The 12457-nt window shown below is 43.5% G+C and carries 7 protein-coding genes and 1 pseudogene; 3 read left to right on the forward strand and 5 right to left on the reverse strand.

The window, feature by feature from the left end; genetic code table 11:
• Nucleotides 1-101 precede the first annotated feature (101 nt).
• The gene (locus BW986_RS12680; protein WP_076368530.1) at nt 102-1202 is read right to left on the reverse strand and encodes a DUF4097 family beta strand repeat-containing protein; all 1101 of its coding nucleotides are present in this window, start codon (nt 1200-1202) and stop codon (nt 102-104) included.
• A gap of 458 nt (nt 1203-1660) precedes the next feature.
• Between BW986_RS12680 and BW986_RS29600 the strand changes: the two are divergent.
• Nucleotides 1661-1818 (forward strand): annotated as a pseudogene (locus tag BW986_RS29600) (transposase); the annotation flags it as partial.
• A 90-nt stretch (nt 1819-1908) separates the two neighbouring features.
• Here BW986_RS29600 and uvrA read toward each other — a convergent pair.
• The 4 genes from uvrA to BW986_RS12710 form a co-directional block, all read right to left on the reverse strand.
• Entirely contained in the window at nt 1909-4788 is a 2880-nt protein-coding gene (gene uvrA, locus BW986_RS12695; RefSeq protein ID WP_076368262.1) for an excinuclease ABC subunit UvrA, read from the reverse strand.
• Nucleotides 4789-4794: 6 nt separating this feature from the next.
• Nucleotides 4795-6780: an excinuclease ABC subunit UvrB gene (gene uvrB / locus BW986_RS12700; protein WP_076368531.1), complete on the reverse strand. Its 1986-nt coding sequence runs from the start codon at nt 6778-6780 to the stop codon at nt 4795-4797.
• Nucleotides 6781-6998: 218 nt separating this feature from the next.
• Nucleotides 6999-7229 carry a CsbA family protein gene (locus BW986_RS12705; RefSeq protein ID WP_076368263.1) on the reverse strand — a complete coding sequence of 77 codons (231 nt, stop codon included), beginning with the start codon at nt 7227-7229 and terminating at the stop codon, nt 6999-7001.
• Nucleotides 7230-7418: 189 nt separating this feature from the next.
• Nucleotides 7419-9002 (reverse strand): catalase, encoded by a 1584-nt coding sequence (locus BW986_RS12710; protein ID WP_142244609.1) that lies wholly within the window; start codon nt 9000-9002, stop codon nt 7419-7421.
• Between the two features lie 289 nt (nt 9003-9291).
• Here BW986_RS12710 and BW986_RS12715 point away from each other — a divergent pair, with 289 nt between their 5' ends.
• Both BW986_RS12715 and BW986_RS12720 read left to right on the forward strand, forming a co-directional pair.
• Nucleotides 9292-11514 (forward strand): MMPL family transporter, encoded by a 2223-nt coding sequence (locus BW986_RS12715; protein ID WP_081395599.1) that lies wholly within the window; start codon nt 9292-9294, stop codon nt 11512-11514.
• 182 nt (nt 11515-11696) lie between these two features.
• Nucleotides 11697-12230, forward strand: a complete 534-nt coding sequence (locus BW986_RS12720) for a YceI family protein (RefSeq protein WP_076368266.1) — start codon at nt 11697-11699, stop codon at nt 12228-12230.
• Nucleotides 12231-12457 lie beyond the last annotated feature (227 nt).

A 12457-nucleotide genomic window follows, 5' to 3' on the forward strand; every position in this document is an offset into this window, starting at 1 on the left:
ACATCCAAATTGTACTAGCCATAAAAAAAATGTAGGCAAACCCGATTTTTGCCGAGTTTGCCTACATTCTGAGCAGCTATATCAGTGCGCTTTCTTTTTCTTCAGGAAACCGTTATCGCTGCAGTCTTGGTTTCTGCAAAAACATGAAGCACAGGAACCTCTTCCTTAACCGTCTTAAACTTAAGGACCTTCTGAACCACATCACTTTTCTCTTCGATGATGGTCATCCCTTCCAAAGTTACATTAAAGCTTCCTAAATTGGATTTCAGCTCTCCTTCGATCGCCTTACCTGGTGGCAGGGTCAGCAGGACTTTTCCAGTGACTGACTTAGCATGGATCGAATCGCAATCCATCCCTGAATTCGTACAGATGATTTCCCCATTGAAAGTTTGGACATCCAATTTCTTGAAGTATCCATCGGCATTAATCGCTCCATTCAGGGTCTCGGCTTCCAAGTCATTAAAGTTGGTATCCGAAATGGTGATCATCCCGTTAGCTGTTTCAAGCTCACACGAATCACCCGTACCCTGCATGATATGAATGGCACCATTAGCCGTCTTCGCTTTAAGGTTCTCTGTTTTCAATGATTCAGTCGTGATAGCGCCATTGAACATCCTTACATGGATATCCTCATATTCCTTCCTTGGAATGTACATGATCGTATCAACCTTTATGGATTTTTCACGAACCTTGAACCTCAATTTTCCATTTTCAATCGTGAAATCGACTTCTTCCAAGAAGTTCTTCCTGGCTTCTTCTATATCTTCCACACGGTACACCTTAGCTTCACACTCTACCCGGACATCATTATGGTCCCATGCGGCGATTTTTATTTTCCCATTTGCTATATCCACATCAACTTCATTCAGGAAATCATGATCATGCTGGAAAATATGACTTACCTCTACAGATTTCCCAAAATTGAAATCAAGATCCGTTTCTTTGATTTTCTTAAAAGCACTTTCAACGAAATCCATAATCTTTTCTTTCGATGACTGGATATTCTTCTTAAACGTATCCTGAGTGCTTCCCTCGCTTTTCTTATCCACGACAACCGTCGATAATTCATTTTGTAATTTTTGCTCTTTAGCTTCACTTTCCTGACTGGCTTTATCTAATTCTTCCAATAAGCCCATGGCTTCTTCTGCTGATAACTTTCCATCCTGAATCATTTCTAAGATTTTCTTTCTTTCCTCCTGCATGAACATTCCTCGCTTTCTTCTATCATTTTATTCATACATACGCCCAGATATTTAAAAAGTTTCATAAATACCGTTTTTCCTATCATTCGACAAAGGAAAATGACAATTTCCGAAACGGGAGATTTATGATTTCCCCGGAAATATCTTGTTTTCCCATTCTTTAATCAAATGATTGATTAAATGCCCACCGTCATTTTTCTACATAAAAACAAGCTGATGGCTTGTTCCAGACTGTAGACAAATTGAACGTTGATTTCCTCTCCAGGCACTCGCTTTCCGCGGGCGGTCCGGGAGCCTCCTCGCCGCCTTTGCGCCTGCGGGGTCTCCCCTGGCCTCGCTTTTCCCGCAGGAGTCTCGCACCTTCCGTTCCAATCAACTTTGTTTTAACTTTTAGAAACCCTTTTACCTATAGTCTTCATTGTTCTAAAATAGAATGAATAAAACTTGAGGTAATAAAGATGCTTTCTAATCATGCTTCTATTCAACGAAATCAACTGGTGCCAGCGAACCATTTGGTTCGAAAAATCGAGGCTGCCATTAACCCTTCTCTTTCATTTATGATTTGGTGAAAGAAATGTATTCAGAGGTAGGACGCCCAAGTATTGATCCAGTTATTTAGATTCCACACAAATGTCAAAAGGGTTCGGAATTTTTTAATTCCGAACCCTTTTGTCTACAAACTGAACAAGCCTGATGGCTTGTTCTTTTATGCATGTTCATGCTGAGTTTCTTTTTCTTCAATCCAATTTTCCATGCGAATTTGATCACGGGTAAGTACAGGTTTTAAGTATTTTCCCGTATACGATTCGGAAACTTCACATATTTTTTCAGGTGTTCCATAAGTGACGATCGTTCCGCCCTTATCTCCGCCTTCCGGGCCCAGGTCAATAATATGGTCCGCCGTCTTGATGACATCCAGATTATGCTCGATCACCAGAACTGTATCCCCATTGTCAACCAGCCGCTGCAGAACCTGTAGCAGCCTTGCTATATCGTGGACATGAAGCCCGGTAGTTGGTTCATCCAAGATATAAAAGGAGCGCCCAGTGGAACGGCGATGCAATTCAGAAGCTAGTTTCACCCTTTGCGCTTCACCGCCTGATAAAGTGGTAGCAGGCTGTCCAAGCTTGATATAACCTAATCCAACATCATAAATCGTTTGTAGCTTCCGTTTGATTTTCGGGATATTTTCAAAGAAACCAACACCTTCCTCAACTGTCATATCGAGGATGTCGGAAATGTTTTTCCCTTTATATTTCACTTCAAGAGTTTCCCGGTTATAACGTTTCCCATGACAGATTTCACATGGGACATAGACATCCGGAAGGAAATGCATTTCAATCTTGATAATGCCATCTCCACGGCATGCTTCACAGCGGCCGCCCTTCACATTGAAACTGAACCTTCCTTTTTTATAACCGCGGATCTTCGCTTCATTAGTCGAGGCAAATACGTCACGAACATCATCGAATACACCCGTATAGGTAGCTGGATTCGATCGTGGGGTTCTGCCGATCGGTGATTGATCGATATCAATGACTTTATCTAAATGCTCAATTCCCTTGATCTCACGGAAATCGCCTGGTCTGGCTTTTGCCCGATTCAGCTTTTGAGCCAACGATTTATGGAGGATTTCATTGACTAATGTACTTTTCCCTGATCCAGAGACTCCTGTAACGGCAGTAAAGACCCCAAGCGGGAATTTCACATTAACGTTTTTCAAATTATTTTCCTTGGCACCTTTTATCTCAATGACACGGCCATCATTTTTTCGGCGTTCCAATGGCAATGGAATGAATTTCTTCCCTGCCAAATATTGGCCCGTTAAGGATTTAGGATTATTCATGACCTCTTCCGGAGTACCAGCGGCCACTATTTCCCCTCCATGTGCTCCTGCTCCAGGACCAACATCGATCAAATAATCCGCAGCAATCATCGTATCTTCATCATGCTCGACAACAATCAGGGTGTTCCCGATTTCGCGCATATTCTTCAATGTATCGATCAATCGATCGTTATCCCTCTGGTGCAGCCCTATTGAAGGTTCATCCAAAATATAGAGTACTCCCGTCAATCGGGAACCGATCTGCGTAGCCAATCGTATACGCTGGGCTTCACCGCCTGATAATGTTCCCGCTGCCCTGCTCAACGTCAAATATTCCAAACCTACATTAGCCAGGAAACCGAGCCGCTCACGAATTTCACGTAAAATCAATCTCGCGATTGCAGCTTCCTTTTCAGTCAAATCAAGCTCATCGAAAAATACTAAAGCATCTTCCACTGATAAGGCTGTCGTTTCACTTATATGGACCCCTTGAATAAGCACGGAAAGACTCTCTTTTTTCAATCGATGACCCTTACAGGCCGGACAGTGATGTTCCGACATATATTTCTGCATTTGCTCACGAATATAGTCTGAACTCGTCTCCTTGAAGCGCCTTTCGATGTTTCTTAAAACTCCTTCAAAAGGAATATATCCTTCTTGCACTCTTCCAAAATCATTTTTATAACGGAAATATATCTTATCTTTACCTGAACCAAGCAAGACCTTATCCATCTTCTCTTGCGGTAAATCTTTAACGGGCACATCCATATCTATCCCATAATGGTTGGCCACCGCTTCAAGGAGCTGCGGATAATATTGGGAGCTCGTCGGCTCCCATGGCGCAATCGCATGTTGACGGAGGCTTAATTCGTTATTCGGGATGACCAGATCACGGTCCACCTCAAGCCTCGCCCCCAAGCCATCACAATCCGGGCATGCCCCAAACGGGCTATTGAAGGAGAACATTCTCGGCTCTAGCTCTTCAATCGAAAATCCGCAGTATGGACAAGCATGATGTTCACTGAACAGCAGCTCTTCCTCTCCCATGACGTCAATGATGACTTTGCCTTCGCCAAGCTGCAAAGCACTTTCCAATGAATCTGCGAGCCGTGCCATGATACCCTCTTTAATGACGATCCGGTCTATGATGACCTCGATTGAATGCTTTTTATTTTTTTCGAGAGTGATCTCCTCACTAAGATCATGCATTTCCCCATTCACACGAATGCGGACATATCCTTGTTTCTTAACTTCCTCCAAAACTTTTGCATGTGTCCCTTTTCTGCCTGAGACAAGCGGTGCCAATACCTGAAGCTTGGTTCGCTCAGGGTAATCAAGAATGCGGTCCACCATTTGCTCAATCGTTTGTGAGGTGATTTCAATATTATGGATCGGACAGGTCGGTCTGCCGACACGTGCAAATAACAGCCTTAAATAATCATAGATCTCCGTAACAGTCCCTACGGTTGAACGAGGGTTTCGACTGGTCGTTTTCTGGTCTATGGAAATGGCTGGTGACAAGCCTTCGATCGCATCGACATCCGGTTTATCCACTTGGCCTAAGAATTGACGAGCATAAGCGGACAGTGATTCTACATAACGTCTTTGCCCTTCTGCATAAATCGTATCAAAAGCCAAGGAAGACTTTCCAGATCCGGATAATCCGGTCAGCACAACAAGTTTGTCTCTCGGTATCATGATATCAATATTCTTTAAATTGTTGGCCCTGGCGCCTTTTATCACAATTTTATCCATTGCCATGTTTCGTCACCCTTCCGCTTTCAACTCTAGTAATAAATCACGCAGCTCGGCAGCTCGCTCGAAATCCAGTGCCTTTGCCGCTTCCTTCATTTCTTTTTCCATGCTCTCCATCACTTTTAAACGCTCTTTTTTAGGGAGCTTCGCGAGGCTTGGTGCAAGGTCTTCTTTATACTCTTCGCCTTCTTCGGCTACATGGGTCGCCCTTATGGAGTCCCGGATATCCTTTTGGATGGTTTGAGGCAATATTCCATGCTCTTTATTATAATTCTCCTGAATTTCACGGCGCCGCCTCGTTTCATTGATGGCAAGTTCCATCGAATTCGTGATGCGGTCTGCATACATGATGACATGGCCGTTGGCATTACGGGCTGCACGGCCCATCGTTTGAATAAGCGAACGCTCTGAGCGAAGGAACCCTTCCTTATCGGCATCCAGAATGGTCACCAATGACACTTCCGGTATATCCAGGCCTTCCCTTAAAAGATTGATTCCAACGAGTACATCATATTTGCCCATTCGAAGTTCCCGAATGATTTCTATCCTTTCCAAGGTCTTCACTTCCGAATGAAGATATTGGACCTTGATGCCGATTTCCTTTAAATAATCAGTTAAATCCTCAGACATCTTTTTCGTCAAGGTCGTAATGAGCACTCGCTCGTTCTTTTTGACGCGCTCCTGTATTTCACCGATCAAGTCATCTATCTGCCCTTCAATCGGCCGCACTTCCACCGTCGGATCCAGCAATCCGGTAGGACGGATGATCTGCTGAACCATTTCTGGCGTATGTTCAAGTTCATATGGTCCCGGAGTTGCCGAAACGAATATGGATTGATGTACCTTTTTTTCAAATTCTTCAAATCTTAGCGGGCGGTTATCTTTTGCAGACGGCAGACGGAAGCCATGATCGACGAGCACTTGCTTCCGCGCCTGATCTCCATTGAACATTCCGCGGATTTGCGAAAGGGTTACGTGTGATTCATCCACGACCAATAGGAAGTCCTCTGGAAAGTAATCCATTAAAGTGTATGGTGTCGCACCTGAGGGACGAAGGGTTAAATGGCGGGAATAGTTCTCGATCCCTGAACAAAATCCCATTTCCCGCATCATTTCCAAATCATAACGGGTCCGCTGCTCCAAGCGCTGTGCTTCAAGGAGTTTTTCATCTTCCCTTAATTCCTTCAATCGCTCTTCCAGTTCCGTTTCGATATTTTGAATGGCAATCCGCATTTTCTCTTCGCGGGTTACGAAGTGGGAAGCCGGGAAAATGGCGATATGTTCCCGTTCACCAGTAATTTCACCAGTCAGGGCATCGACTTCACGGATACGGTCAATCTCATCCCCGAAAAACTCGACCCGTACGCAATGTTCATCACGTGAAGCCGGGAAAATTTCGACCACGTCGCCGCGAACGCGGAAAGTCCCTCGTTGGAAAGCAATATCATTCCTCTCATATTGAATATCCACGAGTCTGTGCAGCAGGGCATTCCGGTCTATTTCCATGCCTGTTCGGAGGGAAACGACCATCTCCCGGTACTCTTCAGGGGAACCGAGGCCATATATGCACGAAACACTGGCAATGATGATGACATCTTTCCTCTCGAACAAAGATGAGGTTGCCGAGTGACGCAGTTTATCGATTTCATCATTGATGCTTGCATCCTTTTCGATGAATGTATCCGTGGATGGGACATAAGCCTCTGGCTGGTAGTAATCATAATAGCTCACGAAGTATTCAACGGCATTATTAGGGAAGAACTCTTTGAACTCACTGTAAAGCTGCCCTGCCAACGTTTTATTGTGGGCAATGACAAGAGTCGGTTTATTGATTCTTTGAATCACATTGGAAACGGTGAACGTTTTCCCTGTCCCCGTCGCTCCCAATAACGTCTGCATTTCCTTGCCTTCCTTAATCCCTTCGACCAGCATGTCAATCGCTGCCGGTTGATCTCCTTGAGGAGAGTATTTTGAGACTAACTCAAACTTATCCTTCACCAAGCATAGCCTCCTATTGAAATATTTTTATATGAAAACGGGACATGCCTATATCCCTTCTATTTATTCCGGTTTAATAAAGCATATATACACATTCTACCACAATAGCCTTAAAACAAACCAGCAATAAGCGAACATCCATTCTATTTTCAGTTTATGGACTTCATGATGTGTTGAGGGGAATGACATGTTTGAGTACAAAAAAAGCACCTTTGGTGTCAGGCGCTCTTGGATGTACGTTTCATCATTTTTTTTGATAACCAGAACCCCACTGTCAGGGATAAGGCATCGACGATGATCAATAAGTTTGTATGCGTATAACCTTTATATGCGGAAGCTGTAATCAAGGCAACAGTTAAAACAAGGCCCACGACATTGTTATAGGTGACTCTTGAAAATAGCATGACAAGTAGACAAGGAAGGAAAAGGGCAGAAAGAAGTTTAATCATTTTTTCATCTCCTTTATAAGAGAAAAATAGAGTAGTTTCAGTTTAAATGATTATCAAGTTTTTTGCCAATCAATTTCCTACTTGATTTTCAAGGAATCATCGGAAGAGCATTCCACACATCCTCCAATTATGCCCATAAAAAAAAGAGGCAAACCCCTTTAAAGGGAAGTTTGCTTCTTTCCAGCCCAATCAATATGGATCCGCTTCATGTCCTTTTCTAACCGCGTCCTCAGGGTTATCCGTCCCACCCAGAGGTTTTGAAGAGTCCGTATGTTCAGCTGCCGCGGCCAGTCCCTCTTTCAATCTGCGACCATACTCTGCATCGGCCTCTTCGGCAAGTGCTATCATTTTTTCCTGAATGCGCTTGTCGGCAGGAGCCAATGCCGCCACTAAATTGGAAATTAAATCGTCTTTTTCCCAATCCTCAAATTCACGGAATGTTTCACCAGCCTGTTTCGTATTGTTTTGGCGGTCGATTGTCTCACGAACAAGTTTCCCTTCCACCATGGGTGTATACTCCTTGCCCGTCTGCTTGGCTTCTTTCAAGCCGCCGACAGTTGATGGTTCGTAGTTGATGTGGGGGCTTTGGCTGCCTCTGCCAACTTCATATTGCATCTGTCCGCCAGTCTGATTCGTGGCTGTTGGTTTCTTTGGAGCATTTATCGGCAATTGCAGATAATTCGCGCCGACACGATGACGCTGTGTATCGGAATAAGAGAATGTACGCCCCTGTAACATCTTGTCATCGGAAAAGTCCAGCCCATCCACTAGGACACCAGTGCCGAATGCAGCCTGTTCGACTTCAGTGAAATAGTCTTCTGGGTTTTTATTCAATACCATCGTACCGACATGAAGCCATGGGAACTCATCTTTCGGCCAAATTTTCGTATCATCCAGCGGATCAAAATCCAACTCAGGGTGATCATCATCACTCATGATCTGTACGTTGAGATCCCATTCAGGATAGTCCCCGCGTTCGATCGCTTCATATAGGTCCTGTGTGGCATGATTGAAATTCGTCGCTTGAATTTCATTTGCCTCTTGCTGTGTCAGGTTCTTGATCCCTTGTTTCGGTTCCCAGTGATACTTGACAAGCACCGCTTTCCCTTCTTCATTCACCCATTTATAAGTATTGACCCCTGACCCTTGCATCATGCGATAGTTAGCCGGGATGCCCCATGGGGAAAACACAAAGGTAACCATATGGAATGTTTCAGGCGAACTCGAGCAAAAATCGAAAATCCTCCTGCCGTCCTGAATATTCGTGACCGGATCGGGTTTGAAGGCATGAATCAAATCCGGGAATTTCATGGCATCACGAATAAAGAAAATTTTCAGGTTATTACCTACAAGATCCCAGTTTCCATCCTCAGTATAAAATTTAACGGCAAATCCCCTGGGATCACGTAATGTTTCCGGGGACGTCCCTCCATGAATAACAGATGAAAATCTCACGAATACCGGGGTTTTTTTACCCTCTTCCTGAAAAACCTTCGCTCTCGTATATTTTGAAATCGGCTCGTCCCCCGCTTTACCGGTCGGAATGAAATAACCATGGGCACCTGCACCACGGGCATGCACAACCCGTTCAGGGATACGCTCCCTATCGAAGTGGCTGATCTTTTCCAGGAAATCATAGTTCTCAAGTGTACTAGGGCCTCTGTTCCCTACAGTTCTAAGACTCTGGTTATTCGTTACCGGGTGCCCTTGCCTGTTCGTTAATGTTTCTTTCGATTCATCATTTGGTTTTTTAGATTTATCAGACAAAAAAATCCCTCCTCTGTTAATAAAAGCCACAATACTACCATACTTTCCCCTATTCCCTATATTTAACTCTTTAATCTTCAAATTTAATTGAAATTAGTTAAATAAGTACTTTCCCCCTATATATCGCTGAGCATAGGTTTATGCCATTAACAACTGGTTTAAATCATATAATGATTAGAAAGCTTTAATGCATTTAGTAGAAATAGGGAGTGAGCATACCCATTTTTGTATCTGTCAACAGCGCTCCATTATAATGAACTAAGGATAAAAAATTTTAAAAAACGGGGTGCCTTCATTGGACGAATCAATATTAGGAAGACTTGGCAGGATGATGACTGGAAAAACCAGTCGTTGGGCTATCATTGCTGTATGGATAATTGCAGCTATTGCATTAACCTTCACATTGCCTGCCGTTAATGATCGAACAGCAAATAATGCCGCAGACTTGCCTGAAGACTCACCTTCTGTCGTGGCTGATGAACTTATTAAAGAAGAGTTTCCAAAATCCTCTGGATTACCTGCCCTCCTTACATGGCATCGGGAAAGTGGACTGACAGAGGCCGACTTGGCTGAAATTCAGTACCTTTCCAAAGAACTGACAGATAACCCATTGACACAGCAATCCTTTTTACCGCCGCTTCATGAAATTCCGTTGCCTGCTCTTCAAGGATCGGTTTCAGAAGATGGAACGACTTTCGTACAGCCGCTTTTCTTTAAAGAAAAGACCGAGACTGAAATTCTCGAAAAAAATCTTGAAAGCATTAATGAAGCTGTATCGGAACGCATTGGATCGGACCCATTCAAGGTCCCGACGGATTCAGATGATTTATCCCTTCGAGTGACAGGCCCTGTAGGGATATCCGTCGATGCAACGGGTTTATTTTCAGGTGCTGATTTCAAATTGCTGTTAGCGACGGTAATACTAGTACTTGTCGTGTTATTACTCATTTACCGCTCTCCTCTTTTAGCCATCATTCCTCTAATCGGAGTGGGCTTCGCCTATATTGTCACGAGCCCGATTCTAGGATTCATGGCAGATCATGGTTGGATTACAGTCGATTCACAGGCAATTTCAATCATGACCGTATTATTATTCGGTGCCGGAACGGATTACTGTCTATTTTTAATTTCTCACTACAGAAGTGAATTAAGGAATCATGAAAGCAAACGGAAGGCCATGATCGCCGCATTTAAAGATTCATCAGGCGCCATTGCGATGAGCGGCCTTACGATCGTCATCTCCCTGCTAACATTGCTTGTAGCCAAATACGGAGCCTATCACCGTTTCGCTGTACCATTCAGCTTGTCCATTTTTATCATGATGCTCGCAGCTTTAACACTTGTACCGGCATTGCTTTCTGTATTCGGAAGGGCTTCCTTCTTCCCGATCGTTCCGCGTACACCTGAAATGGAAGAAGCACGGGCCAAGAAGAAGGGAAAACCCGTCAAAAAGCATAAAGAAGGCCGCATCGGTAACTGGATTGGTCATATCGTCACGACCAAACCATGGACTGTCATTCTTACATGCCTAGTCATCTTCAGTGTTTTAGCTGGATATTCTTCACAAATAAAATATTCATATGATATTCTCTCTTCCTTCCCTGAAGATATGAACTCCCGTGAAGGCTATTCTGTCATTTCCGATTCGTACTCACCTGGCGAACTGGCACCAGCCACAGTGGTCATCGATACGGATGGAAAAGATATCGATTTAGCGCCGGCATTAGAAGGAATGAATATTGTTGAAAGTGTTGCCGATCCAGTCACAAGTAAATTCAATAAAGATTTGCAATCCTATGAGGTCACCTTCAACTTGAACCCATATGCTATCGAGACCATTGATTCCATTCCGGAAATCCGCAAAATGGCGGAGAGAGAACTGAAGGCCGCCAATATATCTTCCGTTGATGAAAAGGTTTGGATTGGCGGGCAAACTGCGGCGCAATTCGATAAAAGGGATACCGTAAAATCTGATGAATTCATGATCATCCCGATCATCATCGTCCTGATTTCCTTGCTCCTTTTAGCGTACTTGCGATCTGTGATAGCCATGGTGTATTTAATGGGGACAGTCATTCTCTCATTCTTTGCCGCTATGGGCTTAGGTTGGTTAATCCTACACTATTTCATGGGTGTAGATGCCATAGAGGGGACCATTCCACTTTATTCTTTCGTATTCCTGGTTGCACTTGGAGAGGATTATAACATTTTCATGGTTTCAAGCATTTGGCGTAAGAAAGAAACAATGCCAATCAAGCAGGCCATCAGAAAAGGCGTTGCCGAAACTAGCGGAGTCATCACTTCAGCCGGAATAATCTTGGCAGCCACTTTTTCCGTTCTAGCCACACTTCCGATTCAAGTATTGGTTCAATTCGGTCTCATTACTGCTCTTGGTGTCTTAATGGACACATTCATTGTGCGCCCGTTCCTTGTTCCTGCAATCACCGCCTTACTTGGCCGCCGTGCTTTTTGGCCGAGTAAAGTGACCAATCAAGAAGAGAAAGAGCATGCCAATTAATATAGGCAGTCTTCATAAGACAAAACCCTGTGCCCCATAAATGCACAGGGTTTTTCATGTTTTCAAAATTAAGGAAAACTTTCAGTTGACACTATTGATTTAACCTCATATAATTACATTAAGTTAAGATATCTCAAATTAAAGATATATAAATTCAAGATTAATAATCAGGAGGAATAAACATGACAAATACAAAATGGACAGTCGATCCTACTCACAGTGCTATTGAATTTTCCGTAAAACATATGATGATCGCTAAAGTAAAAGGAAGTTTTAATAAGTTTGAAGCAAGCATTCTAGCAAACCCATTGGATCTAACGACTGCAGAAATCGATTTTACCGTTGATGTGGCCAGTATCGACACACGCAATGCAGACCGGGATAATCACTTGCGTTCCGCTGACTTCTTTGATGTAGAAAACAATCCTACATTAACATTCAAATCAACAAAAATCGTGAAAACGAGTGAAGATGAATACGATGTAACCGGAAATGTGACTCTTAATGGAATCACACAAGAAGAAACTTTCAGCATCACCTTCGAAGGCCAAGGAAAAGATCCATGGGGAAATGAAAAAGCAGGATTTAGCGGCAAAGGGAAAGTCAAACGCAGTGATTATGGTCTAACCTATAACGCGGCATTAGAAACAGGCGGCGTACTGATCGGCGATCAAATCACGCTTACCATCGAAATCGAAGCAGCTAAAGAAGCTTAATGAAAAAAAAGCGAGCCTGCCTACAGTCTTTTTAGGTTTAGTATAATTCGAACATTGATTTCACTTCAGGCACTCGCTTTCCGCGGGCGGTCCGGGGGGAAAAATGAATATGGGCTATGGTTCTAATGAAAAGTCTGCAATTTCTCTAAATTTGGTAAAAACAACAGAAGGGGTTTAGGAAGGCCAATCAAAACCCCTTTTGTCTACAAACTGAAGAAGCAGCCATC

The organism is Peribacillus simplex (genome assembly GCF_900156045.1).
Lineage (GTDB): Bacteria > Bacillota > Bacilli > Bacillales > DSM-1321 > Peribacillus > Peribacillus simplex_D.

What these genes read in the sequence shown, in the direction of transcription:
- BW986_RS12680 (WP_076368530.1), bottom strand. Translation starts at nt 1,202, where the DNA reads ATGCAGGAGGAAAGAAAGAAAATCTTAGAAATGATTCAGGATGGAAAG.
- uvrA (WP_076368262.1), bottom strand. Translation starts at nt 4,788, where the DNA reads ATGGCAATGGATAAAATTGTGATAAAAGGCGCCAGGGCCAACAATTTA.
- BW986_RS12705 (WP_076368263.1), bottom strand. Translation starts at nt 7,229, where the DNA reads ATGATTAAACTTCTTTCTGCCCTTTTCCTTCCTTGTCTACTTGTCATG.
- BW986_RS12720 (WP_076368266.1), top strand. Translation starts at nt 11,697, where the DNA reads ATGACAAATACAAAATGGACAGTCGATCCTACTCACAGTGCTATTGAA.